This window comes from Paenibacillus sp. 276b, from assembly GCF_900107875.1.
In the GTDB taxonomy this organism is placed as follows: domain Bacteria; phylum Bacillota; class Bacilli; order Paenibacillales; family Paenibacillaceae; genus Paenibacillus; species Paenibacillus marchantiae.
The window spans coordinates 179,107-197,575 of record NZ_FNRR01000003.1 but is presented as its reverse complement, the minus strand read 5'-3'; the positions used below and the strand labels follow the sequence as shown (position 1 = coordinate 197,575).

Here is an 18,469-nt window from a genome sequence, read left to right as displayed (position 1 = left end):
ACATGTTTTTTGTCCATAAACGGCATGTTGTCGCCATCATGCTCCTATGTACCATTTTCATATCAGGGTGCTGGGATCGGAAGGAAATTAATGATATCGCTTTTGTGATTGGTCTCGCCATCGACAAGGAAGAGGATAATTACAGAACCAGTCTGCAAATTGCCCTTCCCGGCCAATCCGGTTCCACTGGAAGTGAGGGTGGTGGTGGGGGCACAAGTGGCGATAAATCGTGGTTCATGTTATCCAATACAGCCAAAACGTTGCGCGGAACATCTATTGAAGGCCAAAAGGCACTTTCCCGTGAGCTTTATTATGCACATCGGCGTACCATGCTGATCGGAGAGGAGCTTGCACGTGAAGGCGTTGCTCCCATGCTGGACCTACTTACGCGTTACCCGCTTAACCGACTCTCTGCTCTACCTATTGTTACCAAAGGTTCTGCTTACAAGGTGCTGAATACCGATGCGCCGATTGAAAAATTTCCTTCGGAAATGGTACGTGAACTGTGCTTTCTGAATATGCGCAGACCACGTTCTCTCAAGACATTCACGGATGCGATTCTTTCCGAGGGGGTAGATCCATTCCTGCCTGTCGCCTCGACCGTTGACAATGTGCCGAGCAACTGGAAGGACGTCAAGACGAACATCAAGTTGGATGGACTCGCCATCTTTAAGAAGGACAAACTGATAGGCATGATTGAAAAAGCGCCTGCTGGTGCACTTATACTGGCTATGGGGGAAGCCAACGAGCCAGAAATTATGGTTAAGGCTCCTCGTGGGAAAGGTGATATTTTCATCAAGCTGAACGAAAACAACTCTACATTACATCCTCATATTGAAAATGGAAAAATATCGGTGACGATTGAACTTTATGCCAAGGGAGTCTTGGTGGACAACGAGTCGAACTACGGTGACCTGAGAGAGCAAGAGATTAAGAACCTGAATCAAGCACTTCATCAGAAAATCCAGGATGACATCAAGGAAGGGATAAGGCTGATTCAGAAAGAATATCCTGCCGACATTTTGGGTTTGGGTCGCTCGATTCACCAACATCTGCCCAAAGAATGGGACAAGGTTAAGGATCGTTGGGATGATATTTATCCAAGTGTAAAAGTTGTGGTTGAACCACATATCGTTATTGAAAATGTAGGAGTTATCAACAAACCATTTGGATTACCTGAGGAGGATATTGTCCATGATTAAGCCGCTGCTGTTCACTTATTTGGGTATAGTCGTTGCCGTAATCATCATGGACTTCAAACATTTGAAGCAGGCAGCGGCTATTAATCGCTGGTTATCCTACGGACTGATCGCCATCAGCGCCGGGATTTGGTTCTATGTAACGAATTTGAGCAAAACAGTCTTCGTCACGACATGGCTTACCCAATTCATTCAGCGGTGGCTACCGTTACCATAAGGCTTTTTCAATGAATAAGCATGAAAGATAAGACAGAAAGGAGGTATTCCATGAATCAAAAAGTGACCAGTCGTCAGTTGGTGCTGCTCATCATGCTGCTCAGTATTACAGGTACGTTGATTCAGCCCCATGCACAAGCCATCTTTTATGCTGAACAGCACGCCTATTTATCCTATATCCCCGTGTTTCTTGTCATGGTGGCATCCCTATGGATGTTAAGCCGTGTTCAGCGACGGTTCCCCGATCAGGATCTGTTTGAATCTCTGGTGGAGCGTTTCCCCTTTTTGGGACGTGTGACAGGACTGTTGTATATCCTGTTTTTTCTCTTTATATTTGCCCGTGATATCCGCCTAATCGGTGACTATGTAAGCATTACCTTGCTGGAGACTACCCCGATTTCCATGATTTTATTGACCCTGTTGGTCATGGCTGTTTTTATCGTGAGGGGAGGGCTGGGGTCCTTAATTGGGATGTCAGAGCTGTATGTTACTTTGTTTATGCTGAATTCGTTGATTTTGCCGTTTATGCTCATTCAGCAAATAAACATGGATAATCTCATGCCGTATTTTGACATTGATGTTGCTGGTGTTGGCAAGGGAAGCTGGTACATATTTTCTTTTTTTGGAGAGATGATTGCAATTCCCTTTGTAATTAAGGGCAGTGATTTCCGATTCAAGTCGGTCATGTGGGGGATTACGATCGCAGCCCTGTTAATGATTCTGATTATCGTCGAAACTATCCTGGCAGTGGGGGTACCCATCGCATCCAGGTTGGTATATCCCTCCTATGAGCTTGCAAGGCAGCTGCAAATCAGTGATTTCCTTGATCGGTTTGATCTTGCACTAGCAGCGGCAACTCTACCTACGATGATTACCAAAATTGCATTTGATCTGTACTTTGTCTGTTGGGGAATGAAACGAATGATTCCAAAAGTTTCGGGCAAAGTGATGACAGGACCCGTGGCTTTGGTTGGTTACGTGTGTAGTTTCTGGTTTTTCAAAAACGCGGTTCAGCTCTTTCGCTTTACAAGGGAATGGACATGGATTGGGATTGTGTTCGAGATACTATTTCCCATCATACTCTTTGTGTTCCTTCGTCCTCGCAAAAAAGATGCGAAAAATCGCCGAGCAACGGATGACCAGAAGCAAAAGCAGCAACCAAAAGAGGATAAACAAGGGAAAGCATCACAGGAACTAGATGAGCCTGACAAAAGTAAACGTGATGGACATCAGGGTGGAGAACTACAGCCTTCCTGATATATTCCATCAAAAATCGTTATAGATGAACCGCCGAAAAGAGGGGAAACTCGGTTTCCCTCCATAGAAGTACCCTGTATACTGTAGTCAGACTGATGACTTTCGGCTGAATTAACGGGGGGAACATGGATGGCTCAACATTTGGCAGGTATACGCGTAGCATTGACCGGACCACGAAAATCCAAAGAGATGTCTTTGCTGGTTGAGAAAATGGGCGGGATTCCACTAGTCCGACCTGCACAAGGAACTGTTTTTCTGGACGATCGTAATATTCGAGATGGTCTGGTATCCTGGATATCCGACCCGCCAGACTGGACGGTATTAACCACGGGTATGGGATTGGACGCTATTTTTGATATGGCTGAGGATATGGAGATTGCTGATCAATTGCTGGACGTATTATCGGAATCCTTGATTGCAGCAAGAGGGTACAAAACAGTCAATGCACTCCGAAAACGTAAACTGACACCGCTGGTACGGGATGATGATGGCAGCACAGACGGGCTGATTCGTGAATTTGCGTCTCATGAACTTAAGGGACAGAAGGTCATGTTGCAACTGCATGGGGAAACCGCGCCCAAGTTGGTCGGTTGGCTGGAGGAACAAGGGGCGCAAGTACGTCAGGTGCTTCCTTATCGTCACGTCCCGCCCGAAGAGGGCGAACTGGAACAGTTGTTGAATGAAATTTTGCTGCATGAGGTGCATGCTGTCGCGTTTACTAGTGGGCCGCAAGTGCGGTTTTTGGTTGAATACGCGGCGTCAAAGGGCAAGCTCGAATCCATGCAGGAAGCCTTCCGGCAAGGCGTAGTGCCTGCTTCGGTGGGTAGGGTTACGGCAAACGCAATGCGTGAAGAAGGTATTGAGGCGCTCGTAGTCCCAGAGGATGAGAAGATGGGGGCACTAATCGTTGAACTGGGGCGTTATTACGCTGCCCGATCTGCGGACAAGGCTCAACTGCTGCAATAATATGTGATCCCGCCTGGAGTCATATTAAGCGTTGAATGAAACGCATTTAAGATGCCAAGTTGTTCCCGGTTCTGATCCGATATATGGATCAGAACTTTTTTTGTTGCTTGTCTCTGTGATCGGTTCATTTTCTATAAGCTGAATGAATCTGATTCAAGGGAATTCACCTGAGACTTTGGTCATGAAGTTAGTTGTACCCATTCATAATTAAAGGTTTTTGGATAATAATGTGGAATGAATTAAAGACAGATTAAGCTTGTGAGGGAGGGACAGCATGATGAAAACCGTATGTGTAACCGGGGCGGCCCGGGGACTGGGGTTAGCTCTGACGGCACAAATGCTGAAGAGAGGTTATATCGTTTATGCAGCAGGGTTGGACATGGAAGAGTCAGAAGGAATTCGTCTTCTGACGGATGCCTTTCCAAAACATTTACGCGCCATCGAACTGGACATTGCGGATGATCTGTCCGTAGCTTTGTTCACGGAGACACTTAAGCTGGATACAGAGCATTTGGATATGCTTATCAATAATGCGGCTATACTAGGAAGTATTACGGATCATATCCGCGGACCGTTAAATATGGCGGAGATGGCAGAAGTATTCAACGTAAATACCTTGGGGACATTGCGTGTGACTCATGCCCTGTTGCCCCTCCTTCTTCAAGGGACAAACAAGCTGATCGTCGATATATCTTCGGAGGCAGGCAGTATTGAGCAGTGCAGCCGGGATGGATGGTTTGCCTATTGTATGTCCAAATCTGCGTTAAACATGCAGGCCCGCCTTGTGCATAATGGTCTGAAGAATGAGGGTGGGCAAGTGATGCTGATACATCCCGGCTGGGTACAGAGTTATATGAGCGGGGAATTAAATACCGATGCAGACCTTACGCCAGATCAATCGGCTCAGCATATCACAGCACTCATCGATCGCCATAAGGAGTTCATGGGCGATCAGCCCGCGTATGTAGATTACAAGGGCGATACCCTTCCTTGGTAATTCTGTTAGAGGTAATTTGAAAGGAGTTTTTATTGATGGATCATCGTAAAAAAGCGTTATTACTTGGTGATTATACTCATCCGGACTGGCATCCGCTGCAAGGGGTGGATGCGGAAATTAGTCGGATTTTTCACGATACTATGACTGTGCAGTGCAGTGAGAATCGCAACATGCTGCTGCAAGAAAATATAACTGGATTTGATGTGTGTATCTGTTACATGGATGATTGGAAGGGGAAAGTCTCTCCACAGCAGACGGCAGGCTTATTGTCCTATGTTAGTAATGGAGGTGGACTGGTCATTATACATAACGGAATTTCGCTCCAAAATCGTTATGAGCTGAAGCAGATGATCGGTGCCAAATTCCTGCATCATCCACCTTATGCCCCACTAGAGTTCACAGTAACTGCAGAGAGCCATCCAGTGACGGAAGGCATTTCCGGATTTACGATGGAGGAAGAGCCTTATCAGTTCGAGTTCGGTTCATTTGCCGAAACGAAAATTCTGCTGGAGTATCAATCCGAAGAAGGGCCGAAGCCCGCAGCTTGGGCGCATAGATATGGTCTTGGACGCATTGTTTACTTGATGCCAGGACATCATGTACCATCTTTTGCCCATGAAACCTATCGTCAGTTAATTCTGCAGGCAGGAAAATGGGCTGCGCGCTACGTATAGCCGTACCGTTTCTTTTGTGAGCAGCTGATTAGGGGTATACTATAGAGATCAACGAAGAGGAGGATGACAAGAATGAGCGATTTGTTCAAAAAGGCAATCTCGTTAGGGCTCGGTCTTACTGTTGTAAGTAAGGAGAAAATTGAGAAAACCGTGGATGATCTGGTTAAGCGAGGGGAACTGGCGCCTGGTGAATCCAAAGCGTTGGTTGAACGCCTGATGGAACGGGGCGATGAAGAGCAGGGCCAGTTCAAAAGAATGATTCACGAACAGGTCAAGCGCGTCCTTCAGGAAGTGGGCGTTCCATCCGAGAGTGATGTAACCAGTTTGGAACAGCGTGTTGCCGTCCTTGAGAAAAAGCTTGCGGAACTGGGTCACACACCACAGCTTCAACCTGATGTATCCCCAGCTCCACTTGAAGTTCCTCCTCTCAAAGGAAACGAGATCGAGTAGATGGCTGTGCGAATCAAACATGTCGGCAGATACCGGGAAATTGCCATGGCGCTGGTGCGTCATGGCTTCGGTTATATGGTCGAGGAGCTGGGTTTGTTCCAGCTGCTGGCCATACCCCGGCGGTGGATGTCGCGTGAAGCCCACACCACCAAGACGCTGAGTGAACGCATACGACTCGTGCTGCAGGAGCTGGGGCCGGCTTTCGTTAAGCTGGGGCAACTGGCAAGCACAAGGGCAGACTTGTTGCCCGAGTCTGTGATCCGGGAATTGGTGAAGCTGCAGGATCAGGTCCCACCGTTTTCCTCGGAGACGGCACGGGGTATTTTGGAACAGGAATTGGATACACCGCTGGAGGAGATCTTTTCCCGGTTCGAGGATACCCCTGTGGCTGCGGCTAGTATTGGACAGGTGCATCTGGGTAAACTCCGAAGCGGTGAGGCCGTAGCTATTAAGATTCAGCGGCCCGGCATATCGCGTATCGTTCAGCGCGATCTAGATATTTTACGAGAATTGACAGCGATGGCGGAGAAACGCTGGGATTGGGTGAAGCAATATCAGATCCCGCAAATGGTAGAAGAGTACGCTCAGGCATTGATGGCCGAGCTGGATTATACCGTGGAGGGACGTAATACGGAAAAGATTGCACAGCAATATCAGCAGGATAGCAAAGTGAAAATACCACTGATCTATTGGGATCAAACTTCTTCTCGTGTGCTCACCATGGAGTACATCGAAGGCATCAAGCTCAATGACCGTGACGAGTTGATTAAACGTGGGCATGATCTGAATAACATTGCGCAGCGGCTGGTGGATTCGTTGTTGAATCAGATTTTCATTCATGGATTTTTTCATGCCGATCCACATCCGGGCAATCTGATGGTTCTGAAGGATGGTAGGCTTGCCTTTATTGACTTCGGCATGGTAGGAAGTCTGAGCGATGAGATGAAGCAGCACCTGGCTTCGCTCATTATCGGATTGATGCGTAAAGATACGGACAGCATGATTCGGGCGATTGAGAAGCTGGGCATGATGCCGGATGATATGGATCTACGAGGGCTTCATAACGATCTGGACAAGCTGCGCAGCAAATACTACGATATTCCCTTCTCCAAAATCAGCGTGGGTCAGGCATTGAATGATCTGTTCGGCGTGGCGCAGCGACATCGGGTTGTGATGCCTGCCGACATTCTGCTGCTAGGGAAATCGCTACTCACGATGGAAGGTGTCATCGAACATCTCGATCCTTCCTTGAGTATCGTAGATATGGCAGAACCATTTGGTCGAAAGCTGATCAAGGAACGCTTCAATCCTGGGAGGATCAAGAACCGTCTGTTCCGCAGTGCTGCGGATATGGCCGAAAGTGTCATGGGTCTGCCAGGGCAGTTAAGGCAATTGTCTTCCATTATTAGCAAAGGTAAGCTAAGGTTGGAGATCAGTGTCCCCGAACTGGATGCGCTCATGCGCAGAATGGACCAGATCAGTAATCGGCTGTCTTTTAGTATTGTACTGCTCGCATTTTGTATCATTATGGTTGGATTGATCATCGGTTCTTCGATCAGTCACCAGTCAACCATGCTGTGGGATATTCCGGTCATTGAGATCGGTTTTCTGGTAGCCATTCTGATGGTGGCCTTCTTGCTCTATTCGATATTTAAATCGGGGAGATTTTAAGTGTAGACGTAATCAAGAGAGTCGTTAAGTTTCCTGTCAGGGGAGCATTAGCGGCTTTTTTTTGTTTGGGCATGGAGGGGAATATTTAAACAAGATAAACAGAGCATAACTGAGATATTTTACATATATAAGAGATAATACAAGATAATATACCAATTACGGATACATACTCTGTTCGTGTAGAAGAGACTCTGGGACTATAATAATAGGTCAGTACATTAACGGACCCGGTTTTTCTGAGAGGGGAAAACCTAGAGAACTTGTGATTGGCTCACGATGCCTCGAAAGCAAGACACCTGAATGTTGTAGTGGAAATAAGAGGTGCACACTGGAACGGATGAGACATGTTCAGACATGGTATCGGATAACTTATTCGGATCATGGTCAATCCAACATGTTTTCAACTTATATAGACACATTTTTGCGGGAGGGTATTCCGCTGTTTTGTGTTGTTTGTTGTAGTTGCTCAGTGACGAACCATTCCATTGCCGTTCAGGAGATAAGTCAAATTTGAGTTTAAATACGTAGGAGGACCGGCAAAGGACGATATGAATACTTTAAAACAACAATGGTTTGGTAACATTCGCGGGGACGTGCTGGCAGGTATTACGGTAGCGCTGGCGCTTATTCCGGAAGCCATTGCCTTCTCGATCATTGCGGGTGTCGATCCGATGGTGGGATTGTATGCTTCGATTACGATTGCCATCGTGATCTCGATTGCGGGCGGAAGACCGGGCATGATCTCGGCCGCAACGGGCGCTATGGCGGTACTGATGGTGGGACTCGTCAAGGATTATGGCGTGGAATATCTGTTCGCCGCTACAATTCTGACAGGTATAATCCAGTTTATTTTGGGGATTTTCAAGGTTGGTCGGTTTATCACATTTGTGCCTCATTCGGTACTGACCGGGTTTGTGAACGCGCTGGCGATTCTGATCTTTATGGCTCAGCTGACCCATTTCACAGGTGCGAACTGGATCATGTATGCGATGGTAGCGGGTACGCTGGCGATCATTTATATTTTGCCACGGTTTTTCAAAAGTGTTCCGGCTCCACTGATTGCTATAGTGATCATGACGATCATTACGGCGCTATTACATCTGGACGTCAAAACCGTAGGTGATATGGGGAATCTTACGAGTACCCTGCCTATGTTCCATCTGCCGAATATCGACTGGTCCCTCAATACGCTAATGATTCTGCTGCCGTATTCGTTCACGATGGCTCTGGTAGGTTTGCTGGAATCTTTGCTGACTGCAACGATTGTGGATGAAATGACCGAGACCAAGAGCAGCAAAAACCGTGAAGTACGTGGTCAGGGGATTGCCAACTTTGTTAATGGCCTTTTCGGTGGCATGGGTGGTTGCGCGATGATTGGACAGTCGGTTATTAATGTGAAGTCTGGTGGTCGAGGTCGATTATCGACATTTACGGCTGGCGCTTTTCTGGCCATATTGTTGTTATTGCTTAGTGGTGTGGTGAAAGAGGTGCCGATGGGTGCACTCGTAGGTGTGATGTTTATGGTGTGCATCGGTACGTTTGACTGGAGCTCCATCAAGAACATTGCGCGTGTGCCACGTGCGGAAGCCTTCGTTATGGTAGTCACAGTTGCCATTGTGGTGTATACCCACGATCTGTCTATCGGTGTGATGGTCGGCGTTGTGCTTAGTGTGCTTCATTTTGGTTGGAAACAGACCAAGATTCGTGTGCAGGCATTTGAGGAGCAAGGGCAGAAGGTCTATCGGGTCCACGGACCGTTCTTCTTCGGTTCATCTTCCCATTTCGTCGATGAGTTCAATGCTGAGGCTGATCCGCAGGAAATCACGATTGATTTTGGTGGCTCACATATTTGGGATAATACGGCGGTTGTTGCCATTGGTAAAGTGAAGTTCAAATATGCGAAGCTGGGCAAAACGGTGCATCTGCGCGGACTGAACGAGGAAAGCTCTCGTTTGCTTGAGAAGAGCGGATTTGCTACGGTGCAAGGGCACAGTTCCTAATTCATAGCTATAGTTGAATCCAAATGAGTATCATTGATAGATGATAGGTGCTGTCCTGCAAGTCATGATGGATCATGACAGGGACGGCCCTTTTTTGTTTATATCAGCAAAATGCTTAGTTAGTTGAGGTCTATAGCGTGGCTGAAGTTCGTCACAATTTCACAGGTTTCCATGACTGCGGTATAAGGTCTGTATGATTCGTTAAGGCTTTAAACACAACGATCCGGGACATTTGTGGACAAATGCAGGAAAGTAACGCCTGATCCCCTTTTGTTTTGCTTGACTAACGTGTAAACTACAGGGTATGGAGAAGAAGAGCAACGGACCGATTGCTTTTTAAAAAATTCATTTCATAATCATGATTGATATACGGAAAACTAGTCTTGATTGAAGCCAAGTGAAAGCAATTATGAAATGGACTTATCTAAATGAATATACAGAGGTGTAACGATTGGCAAACTTTGAACAACTGGGCATTCGCCCGGAATGGTGCGAGATCCTGAAACATCAGGGCATCGCCGTGCCGACTCCGGTACAGGAGCGTTCGATTCCGGTATTGCTGGGTGGGCGTGATATTATTGCTGAGGCACAGACGGGTACAGGGAAAACACTGGCTTTTTTGCTGCCGATTATTCAGAAAATTAATGTATCCGACCGCTCGCCGCAAGCACTGATTATTGCCCCTACGCGGGAGCTGGCGCTGCAAATTACGGAAGAAGCGAAGAAGCTGACTGCAAACGACGATAAGCTGCATGTTCTCGCGGTATACGGCGGACAAGATGTGGACAAACAGCTGCGCAAGCTGCAAAACGGCACACAGATCGTGATTGGTACGCCGGGACGTCTCCTGGACCATCTGCGTCGTGGCACGTTGAAGCTGGATAATGTTAAGAAACTTGTGCTGGATGAAGCCGACCAAATGCTGCACATGGGCTTCCTGGATGATGTTGAGACCATCCTTAGTGAACTGCCACACAAACGTCAGACAATGCTGTTCTCGGCAACGATGCCGAAAGGCATTCGCAACCTGGCGAAGAACTACATGAAAGACCCGGAGGATGTGAAGGTATCCTCCAAGTCCGTGATTCCGATCAATCAGATTCGCCAGCAGGTGCTGGAGTGCACGGATCGTGGCAAACTTGAGGCACTTCGCGGCATGATTGATACGTATCGCCCGTACCTGGCAATTGTTTTCTGCCGGACCAAGCGCCGTGCATCCAAGCTGAATGAAGATCTGCGTGAAGCAGGTTATGCGAGCGATGAACTTCATGGTGATTTGTCTCAATCCAAGCGTGAGAACGTAATGAAAGCATTCCGCGACGCGAAATTGCAAATCCTCGTTGCTACGGATGTTGCGGCACGCGGACTGGATGTTGAAGGCGTAACGCATGTATTCAACTACGATATGCCGCATGATGCGGAAAGCTATATCCACCGGATCGGCCGTACGGGTCGTGCTGGCGGCACGGGTCTTGCCGTGACATTTGCAACACAGCACGACAGACCGGAGCTTGCTCGTATTGAGGAAGGCACCAATCAGAAGCTGTCCCGTATCCAGTGGACAAGTGAAGGTCCGGTAGCATCAACTGGAGCAAATAGACGTTCTATCAACAGTCAGGGTGATGAAGAACGTTCTGGCGGACGCTCCGCTGGGACAGGCAGTGCCCGTCGCGGCGCAGGTCGTACCGGCCGCAGCGAAGGCGGACGTGGCGGTCGTGGTGGTTCCCGTGGCGGCGAAGGTGGACGCAGCGGTGGTCGTAGTGGCGGCCGCAGTGGCGACGAGCGCAGCGCAGGCCGTGGTTCCGCGCGCAGCAGCAGCGACAGCAGTCGCGGTGCAGCGGGTCAAGGCGGGCGTGGTGCAGGTCGCAGCGGCGATGAGCGCAGCAGCGGCTGGGGCGGCCGTAGCGCCGACAAGCGCAGCTCCGGGCGCAGCAGTGAAGGTTCACGCCGACCGGACTCCGCAGGACGCGGGCCGGCCAAGAGCGACCGCCGCGATTCTCGTCGCGGGCGGTAATAACGATAAAACCTATGGCAAGTAGTCTGGAAGAACGCCATACATTTTCCAAACATCAAAACACCTCATCCTAGACCTAAGGATGGGGTGTTTTTTCGTAGAAGCTTATATGATAAAAACTATACAATGTCACGTGTGAATCCAGTATGCATGCAGGGGTAAACGAATTTTGGTTCGTCTATATACAGGGATTGAGTTTGCACTAATTTACATTTCGAGTCCATATACATCAGCTCTATACACGAATATCTGCGTACGAATCCCGATATTTCTCGTTATACACCCGACCAACCGACTCCGCCAGACCACCGCGTGCCTTACCAGGATACAGCTCCAGAGTTCGATAGAGCCGCATAAACCGATCTTTGGGCATAAAGCGCGCGTAGCGGGTAATAAGACTTGGGAACAACTCAATATATTTACTCTTGCGTACAGCAGCGGCGGCTACAGCCGTCAGAATCTGAATCCCGTTGTGCAGTTGCAAAATATTCACTTCGTACGTGGCGATATACCGGATCGCATCTTCACGGACCAATTCGGGCTTCAGCCGTGCGATTTCACCGATATATTCAGCAAGCAGCCGCTCGAAGCTGTGCAGCAGCAGCGGTTTGAGCTGCAGGTCCATATCACTGCGCAGCACGAAGGATTGCAGCAGCGCAACCTGCTGCAGACGAATCCGGTCGTTATAGACGAGTGAACCGATCTCCCTGAGCATTTCATAGGCTAGCGCTTCATCCTGCTTGCGTGCTTCTGCGACAAGAGCCCAATTCCGGTTAATGCCTTGGCGAATCGCTTCCTCATCCTGACGCAGCATGCGTTTAAGTTCACGCTGCTGTTCCACTTGGAAGGATCGCTTTTGCATGAAGATCAATCCAGCCAGAAGCAGCAGGGAGACACTGGCCGCCGCCATCGTTTGGTCTATGGTTTCACCAAAATAGGTGGCTGCTGCACCAAGGATTACCGTGATAAACAAGTCGCGTGCAATCCGACGTTTGACGCGGGAAGAGGCGCGTTCTTCCACTGTGGCAAGGGTGCCGCGTCCACAGGCAGTACAGTGATCCTCCCACAGGCAGGTATACTGGCCACACCGCTTGCAGACACGCAACTTTTGAAATGCATGCGTTGTTCTTATAAAAGGTTTGATGGATACAACTTGTTTATTGCTCATGCTCAATCACGCTCGCCATTCAGAATAGTGTAGAGGGTTCGATCGGCATCTTCCCTTGAAACGGGTTTGCGCCGATGAAGCAGGAACGCAATCACCTTTATAATGACAAAAAGAAACAATATGGCGAGGCATCCGTATGTAACCATAATCCGTTCCTTTCTAGGCATAATTAAAATATGCGTAGTTATAATGTTTACTGATCAAGCGTCGTTATATTGCAGTTTGCTGGCAATAACTATATCATATTTCCATAGTTGGAACTTTTGTTCCAGCTACTGGCATGAATTCGTCGATTTTTGTCAGTCATTACAAAACTGTAACTGAAGATAGGGGTGCTTTTCAGAATTTATTAGTAGACTGTTAAGATTTCCTTAAGGCTTGACGCCTATAATAAACTATTCCCATTTTAATCTCAAACGTGAAGGAGTACACCCAATGCTGCGGACAAGCAAAATACGCTGGCTCAGCGGAACTCTGGTTCTGCTGGCATTTCTAACGCTGCTGCTACCTCAGGCGTTGCTGCCACATGCTGCAGCGGCTCAGGCACAGACAAGCGGAATCGATGCGGTACTTGTAGCCGATGTAAGTAATTCAATGAATACAAGTGACCGTGACAAGATCAGCAATGAAGCCATGAAAATGTTTATTGATATGCTGCCGGTCCAGGGGGACAAGGTAGGGATTGTCGCTTACACCGATCAGGTGGAGCGGGAAAAGGCATTGCTGGAGATTCAGTCCGATGCGGACAAGAGCAGCCTGAAAGATTTTATTGATCAGCTCGGCCGAGGGCCATATACCGATATCTCTGTCGGAGTGGCTGAAGCGGTGAATGTGCTGAACCATGGGGCAGACGCATCTCACTCGCCAATGATCGTGCTGCTGGCTGATGGCAACAACGATTTTAACAAAACCAAAGGTCGCACCCAGTCTCAATCCGATGCGGATCTGGCAAAGGCCGTCAAAGAAGCACAGGATCAGGGGATTCCCGTCTATACGATTGGACTGAACGCAGACGGCAAACTGAACAAGGACGCACTTGCAGATCTGGCTCAGCAGACCGGAGGCAAGTCTTTTATCACAGATACACCGGATGATCTGCCACAGATTCTGAGTGAGATTTTCGCCGATCATGCCAAACTGAATGTCGTGAAGCTGCCCTCCATTACAGGAAACGGCAGTTATCAGGAAGTTACCGTGAACGTACCGAACGACAGTGTACTTGAAGCCAACATCTCGATCATGTCTTCAAAACAAGTCCAGATTGAATTGACCGATCCTTCGGGCAAGGCCGTAGATCTCAACTCTGACGCAGCCAAGCTCTCGACTTCGAAGAGTTATTCCTTGGTGAAGCTGCTCAAGCCTCAGGAAGGCGACTGGAAACTTCGGGTAAAAGGGGCTCCGAAAGACAGCATCGATATCAACCTGTTGTTCAACTATGATCTCCAGCTCGTTGTGGACCCAATTAAGACCAAGTCCTATACGAAGGGCGACAAAGTGAATCTGACCGCCAAGCTGGAGAACGGAGGACAGCCGCTGCAGGATAATGACCTGTACGCTGATATGAAGGCAACATTGGTCGTAAACGATCAGGATACAGGCAAAAGCACGGAGCAGCCGCTCGAAAACACGGGCTCCGGGTTCGCCGGAACGTTTGAAGTGCCGGACAACCATAACTACGAGCTTGTAATCCGTGCAGAAGAAGACAGCTTCTACCGGGAAAGTGCTCCAATTACGATCAATGCGGGCGGAGCAGCCGGTAGCGGAACTCAGCCAACGACACCTGCGGGCGAGCAGGACAAGCCGTTTCCATGGATGCCTGTTATTTTGGGCGTGATCGCCTTGATCGTGGTAGCTGTGGGTGTCTGGTTCCTGCTAGGCTGGCTGAAACGCAAAAACCGTGGATTTGTCGGACAGATGGTTGTCGAAATTCGCGATGAGAATACCGGGGACAAGTCGTACCCGCAATATAAAAAGCTGGCATCCTTCCGGGGCAGATTCCATCTGCACCAGCTGTTACAGCTGGACCCTGAATTGAAGGAAACTGAGAAGTATGTATTTACGCCCAGCAATGGGGATCGAATTATAATCCGTAACACCGCTGGCGGAACGTTGGAGAAATCCGGCCGTACCGTTGATGCAAGCTCAGGCGTTGAACTGAAGAACGGTGACCGACTGAGCATTCCGCTGCAACAGGCGGACAAAACGATTTTAATTGAGTATCTGGTGTAATTTGATTATTTGGTTTAAAAGGAATGCATTTTAATTTGGATATAATTGTTTACACGAGAACGGAGAGGACAGAGAAAACCTGAAGAAGCGAAGCGTTCGCCTTTATCCCCGGATTTTCACTTTGTAAAAGTGAATTGAAAAAATCTGGGGATAACAGCGATCGGAAGGTTACTCTGTCATCGGAGTGGCAAGTGTAATGAGTTTTAGCCCAACTGGTTTAAATAAGGGAGGACTTGGAATGAAACCGATTGTTAGAGAACATATTCAGCAACTGGATGTATCGCTTGGCGGAGGGATTGTCAGTGAGAAAATCAGAGTCGATACGATTGATAACCCGATTCTGATTATCGGTCTTGGAGGAACAGGTATTGATGCGCTGTTGCGCCTTAAATACCAGATTAACCGACGTTTCAAGCTGCCACAGGACCCGGTATCCAAGAAAAAAATGGATAAACCGTCCAACGTGGAGTTTCTTGCTTTTGAAACGAACGAACAGGATCGCGCCAAGAAGTATAAAGGCATCGGACTTGATCCAATTAATGAATTTGTATTGCTGTCCAATGCCGAGATTGGCGGACTGCTTCAGAACCGCAGCGTATTGGAGCCGTATATTACGGACTGGCTGTCTCCGGAGCTGAGCATCACCGATGGCATGAACGGCGCCGCAGGTGTGCGTCAGGCTGGACGCCTGCTGCTGTTCACGAAGATTAACCAGGTCGTGCAGGCGATCGACAAAAAGATCAAAACATTATCTGTAGGCACCAACAAAAAACTGATGGTGTTCCTGCTGACTGGTCTTTCCGGTGGTACGGGCAGTGGTTGCTTCCTTGATATCTCTTATATCGTGCGCGGAATTATCGAACGTGATCACGGCTCTGCCGGGATTGACCGCGTGAATACGCTTGGATATTTGTTCACCCCAGACGTGAACCTGTCCAACAAAAGCTTGAGTGAGCACACTCGTGAGTACATCCGCAAGAATGGATACGCTGCGCTCAAGGAATTGGATTATTGGATGAACGTGGATAGCCGGGGGGAGCGTTTCTCTCAGAAATATGGCAATATTCTGACCGTTAATTCACCGCTGCCGCCGTTCAACCTGTGTCATCTGATTTCTGCAACCAATACGGAAGGCAAACTGCTGGAGAATGCTTATGATTACTGCATGAACGTCACCGCCGAGAACATCACCAACTTTATGGCGAGTGAGGAAAAGCAATCCGGCGAGGAGTTTGCCATCCACGATTATATTAGCAACATTCGCACGAACATTGCTCAGATGAACAAAGCCTATCCGGCCAACTATGATTACAACATTATCGGTGCATCCTCAGCGGTACTGCCGATTGAAGAAATGACGACTTATCTGGCTTACCGCATGTTCGACAAAATGAACACCATGTTCTCCAAAGCGCCGAACCAGGAGGATACCGAGAAGTTTGCCCGCAAGCTGGGCATTGATCTCGAAAGTGTGGTCAAGTCCTTTGAAGCCCGTGTGCCGGAGCCGCTGCCAGGTTACCAGAACAGTGAGCGTCTGTCCTATGGCAATGTGGTGAAATCACAGGTCGTGAACATGGACACCGAACTGGAGCAGAACTTCCTGGCTCGTGCCCGTGAGGAATATATCAAGGCGAAGAAGCAGCTGCCGGGAGAGATTGCGGGTCAGTTCACCGAACAGATCCGGCGTATGTTTTTGCATCCTGAACAGGGTCCGTTCTATGTCTCCCGTCTGATCTACACGGAAAAAGGCTTCTGTGTACTGAAGATGATTCAGTCGTACATTGAAACCCTGCGTGAGAATGCCTTCCGCATTCCGCGTGACATTGAGGCCGCTCAGGAGCAGTCCGAAGAGAAGCTGGGCGATGCGAAGAGTGCTTTCGTCTCCAAAGAGAAGAAGAAGAATGCTTATATTGAAGCAAAAATTCATGAGTACTGGCTGCATGCCGATGTGGAACGCAATGATCAGATGATTGAGTTCTACGAAGACCTGTACGAATTGCTGAACCAGGAGAACAGCCGCATTTATAACGTATTTACTGAAACGCTGAACGCACTCAGCTCGATCTTCTCCAAAAACGGGGATATCCTGACACGCGGCGAAGAACAGTCTGATCACAAAGGCAACAAAACGTATTACTGGAACGTTGTAAGTGTGCCGGATATCGTCAGTGTGGTGGATGGACTGCTGGACAAGCGTGATACGGATGATCTGATCCGTGACTTCTCGCGTGAATTGCTGGAGAACTCCAGCCAGTGGGTGAAAGAAAACGAGATCGATATCGTCAGCTCCATCTCTGATTTCCTGACTGAGAAGTTCGGCGATCTGATTACCCGCTCGATGGAGGACTTCCTGGTTATCAAATATGGACAGGACGAGTCTGTCGAGAAATTCGTGGAACGTTTCATTGCAGGCAAACTGGATGATGAGGCGGTTCCGGTGTTCAATCTGAGCAACAGCACAGGCAGTCTGCATTTCCCATCCTGGGGATTCGTATCGGTACCAGCACAGGCGCCGGGCATTCTGAGAGGGATTCGCAATTATCAGAACAATGCGGTGGGCAAATCCCATTTTACCGTTAAGGAAAGTGAAGTGCGCAACCGGATCTTCTGGCTGAACACTCGCAACGGGGTACCACTGTTTGTGTATACACCGCTCAAAGTATATGAGGAAAGTTATGAACGTACCATTTTGGACAAAGAAGGTATCGGACGCCATCTGGTGCAAACCGAAAAGAATAACTGGACCTATCTGCCGTCGCCAATTCCAGAAAAATCATGGGGAGATGTGTACGAGAACGCCCGGGTCAAGCAGTACAATGCCCGTGTACGTACCGAATTCGAGCAGGCGCTCGGATACAACATTGTGACAGCCAAATCCATTGATGAGAATACAAGCAACCGCTATGCAATTGTGACAACGGAACCGTTTGACTTGTCTGCTAAGCTGGGTGCCTACGACATGCGCCTCACGTCCACCACGCCGAACCTGGGTGAAGTGAAGCGGGCAGTTATTGAATTGAAACGCCTGCAATCCGAAGGTTTGCCACGGGTGTCGGTGAAGGACATTTTCGGAAGTATTAATGAAGATATGGCCAAAGAAAACCTGGTGCGTTCCCCGCAGCTGATCGCACGGGTACGTGAAGAACTGGCGAAGATGAACGCTATCTCAGCCAAAGTCGCCGAGCTGGAAGGCATTCTCGCCCAGCATCAGGACGAGGAGCAGTGGTATGACCGCTTCATCGAAGCACTATACACCGATACCATCGTGAAGAAAGGCGCGCTGTACGTCTATGACCGTGATCCGGAAGAAGACGCGTGGGAGCCGTTTGCGAACCTGATGAAGAGCCGTAACTTTGCCGAATATGAAGTGTTTGGCAACTTCCGTGGACTCGCGGAGAAGGATCGCAGCACATTGCTGCGCAAAGCGTCCCGCCGTGATAACGACCTGACCGCTTCTGAAGATATCACGCCACTGCTTACGAAGTTGGATGATCTGGCTGCATTGTTCATGGAATCCCGTGATCGTCTGGAATACGAGCGAGTAGAACTGGCGAACGGGGAAGACATCTACCAGTTCTACAGAACGATGTCATCGAAACTGAATGACATTCGCAGAAGGCTGAAGTAA

14 protein-coding genes are annotated in these 18,469 nt (G+C 48.7%); 12 read left to right on the top strand and 2 right to left on the bottom strand.

All coding sequences use genetic code 11. From position 1 onward, the window contains the following. The first annotated feature begins 2 nt into the window (after positions 1 to 2). The 10 genes from BLV50_RS16925 (at position 3) to BLV50_RS16880 (ending at position 11,444) form a co-directional block, all read left to right on the top strand. Positions 3 to 1,202 carry a Ger(x)C family spore germination protein gene (locus BLV50_RS16925; protein ID WP_176854491.1) on the top strand — a complete coding sequence of 400 codons (1,200 nt, stop codon included), beginning with the start codon at positions 3 to 5 and terminating at the stop codon, positions 1,200 to 1,202. Further along, on the top strand, positions 1,195 to 1,416 hold the full coding sequence (locus BLV50_RS16920) for a hypothetical protein (protein ID WP_063567234.1): 222 nt from the start codon (positions 1,195 to 1,197) through the stop codon (positions 1,414 to 1,416). The genes BLV50_RS16925 and BLV50_RS16920 overlap by 8 nt, the downstream gene beginning before the upstream one ends. Before the next feature lie 50 nt (positions 1,417 to 1,466). Further along, positions 1,467 to 2,672, top strand: a complete 1,206-nt coding sequence (locus BLV50_RS16915; protein WP_177031204.1) for a GerAB/ArcD/ProY family transporter — start codon at positions 1,467 to 1,469, stop codon at positions 2,670 to 2,672. Positions 2,673 to 2,801: 129 nt separating this feature from the next. Next, positions 2,802 to 3,638 (top strand): uroporphyrinogen-III synthase, encoded by an 837-nt coding sequence (locus tag BLV50_RS16910; protein ID WP_090809000.1) that lies wholly within the window; start codon positions 2,802 to 2,804, stop codon positions 3,636 to 3,638. A gap of 274 nt (positions 3,639 to 3,912) precedes the next feature. Further along, positions 3,913 to 4,635, top strand: coding sequence for an SDR family oxidoreductase (locus tag BLV50_RS16905; protein ID WP_240321537.1), 723 nt, complete (start codon positions 3,913 to 3,915; stop codon positions 4,633 to 4,635). A 35-nt stretch (positions 4,636 to 4,670) separates the two neighbouring features. Further along, positions 4,671 to 5,309: a ThuA domain-containing protein gene (locus BLV50_RS16900; protein WP_063567237.1), complete on the top strand. Its 639-nt coding sequence runs from the start codon at positions 4,671 to 4,673 to the stop codon at positions 5,307 to 5,309. A 72-nt stretch (positions 5,310 to 5,381) separates the two neighbouring features. Beyond that, positions 5,382 to 5,759 carry a phasin family protein gene (locus BLV50_RS16895; RefSeq protein WP_053782782.1) on the top strand — a complete coding sequence of 126 codons (378 nt, stop codon included), beginning with the start codon at positions 5,382 to 5,384 and terminating at the stop codon, positions 5,757 to 5,759. After that, positions 5,760 to 7,430, top strand: a complete 1,671-nt coding sequence (locus BLV50_RS16890) for an ABC1 kinase family protein (protein ID WP_063567238.1) — start codon at positions 5,760 to 5,762, stop codon at positions 7,428 to 7,430. A 548-nt stretch (positions 7,431 to 7,978) separates the two neighbouring features. Then, positions 7,979 to 9,430: a SulP family inorganic anion transporter gene (locus tag BLV50_RS16885; RefSeq protein ID WP_090808998.1), complete on the top strand. Its 1,452-nt coding sequence runs from the start codon at positions 7,979 to 7,981 to the stop codon at positions 9,428 to 9,430. A gap of 451 nt (positions 9,431 to 9,881) precedes the next feature. After that, positions 9,882 to 11,444 (top strand): DEAD/DEAH box helicase, encoded by a 1,563-nt coding sequence (locus BLV50_RS16880; RefSeq protein ID WP_079695562.1) that lies wholly within the window; start codon positions 9,882 to 9,884, stop codon positions 11,442 to 11,444. 235 nt (positions 11,445 to 11,679) lie between these two features. Here BLV50_RS16880 and BLV50_RS16875 read toward each other — a convergent pair whose 3' ends face one another. Both BLV50_RS16875 and BLV50_RS33115 read right to left on the bottom strand, forming a co-directional pair. Next, positions 11,680 to 12,612, bottom strand: a complete 933-nt coding sequence (locus BLV50_RS16875) for a hypothetical protein (protein WP_063568407.1) — start codon at positions 12,610 to 12,612, stop codon at positions 11,680 to 11,682. A 2-nt stretch (positions 12,613 to 12,614) separates the two neighbouring features. Continuing rightward, on the bottom strand, positions 12,615 to 12,758 hold the full coding sequence (locus BLV50_RS33115; protein WP_167434777.1) for a hypothetical protein: 144 nt from the start codon (positions 12,756 to 12,758) through the stop codon (positions 12,615 to 12,617). Between the two features lie 289 nt (positions 12,759 to 13,047). On the opposite strand from BLV50_RS33115, the gene BLV50_RS16870 reads away from it, so the two are divergent. After that, positions 13,048 to 14,841 carry a vWA domain-containing protein gene (locus tag BLV50_RS16870; RefSeq protein WP_063568408.1) on the top strand — a complete coding sequence of 598 codons (1,794 nt, stop codon included), beginning with the start codon at positions 13,048 to 13,050 and terminating at the stop codon, positions 14,839 to 14,841. Positions 14,842 to 15,079: 238 nt separating this feature from the next. Then, complete coding sequence (locus BLV50_RS16865) at positions 15,080 to 18,469, top strand: tubulin-like doman-containing protein (protein ID WP_063568409.1); 3,390 nt, start codon at positions 15,080 to 15,082, stop codon at positions 18,467 to 18,469.

What these genes read in the sequence shown, in the direction of transcription:
- BLV50_RS16925 (WP_176854491.1), top strand. Translation starts at nt 3, where the DNA reads ATGTTTTTTGTCCATAAACGGCATGTTGTCGCCATCATGCTCCTATGT.
- BLV50_RS16920 (WP_063567234.1), top strand. Translation starts at nt 1,195, where the DNA reads ATGATTAAGCCGCTGCTGTTCACTTATTTGGGTATAGTCGTTGCCGTA.
- BLV50_RS16915 (WP_177031204.1), top strand. Translation starts at nt 1,467, where the DNA reads ATGAATCAAAAAGTGACCAGTCGTCAGTTGGTGCTGCTCATCATGCTG.
- BLV50_RS16910 (WP_090809000.1), top strand. Translation starts at nt 2,802, where the DNA reads ATGGCTCAACATTTGGCAGGTATACGCGTAGCATTGACCGGACCACGA.
- BLV50_RS16905 (WP_240321537.1), top strand. Translation starts at nt 3,913, where the DNA reads ATGATGAAAACCGTATGTGTAACCGGGGCGGCCCGGGGACTGGGGTTA.
- BLV50_RS16900 (WP_063567237.1), top strand. Translation starts at nt 4,671, where the DNA reads ATGGATCATCGTAAAAAAGCGTTATTACTTGGTGATTATACTCATCCG.
- BLV50_RS16895 (WP_053782782.1), top strand. Translation starts at nt 5,382, where the DNA reads ATGAGCGATTTGTTCAAAAAGGCAATCTCGTTAGGGCTCGGTCTTACT.
- BLV50_RS16890 (WP_063567238.1), top strand. Translation starts at nt 5,760, where the DNA reads ATGGCTGTGCGAATCAAACATGTCGGCAGATACCGGGAAATTGCCATG.
- BLV50_RS16885 (WP_090808998.1), top strand. Translation starts at nt 7,979, where the DNA reads ATGAATACTTTAAAACAACAATGGTTTGGTAACATTCGCGGGGACGTG.
- BLV50_RS16875 (WP_063568407.1), bottom strand. Translation starts at nt 12,612, where the DNA reads ATGAGCAATAAACAAGTTGTATCCATCAAACCTTTTATAAGAACAACG.
- BLV50_RS33115 (WP_167434777.1), bottom strand. Translation starts at nt 12,758, where the DNA reads ATGGTTACATACGGATGCCTCGCCATATTGTTTCTTTTTGTCATTATA.
- BLV50_RS16870 (WP_063568408.1), top strand. Translation starts at nt 13,048, where the DNA reads ATGCTGCGGACAAGCAAAATACGCTGGCTCAGCGGAACTCTGGTTCTG.
- BLV50_RS16865 (WP_063568409.1), top strand. Translation starts at nt 15,080, where the DNA reads ATGAAACCGATTGTTAGAGAACATATTCAGCAACTGGATGTATCGCTT.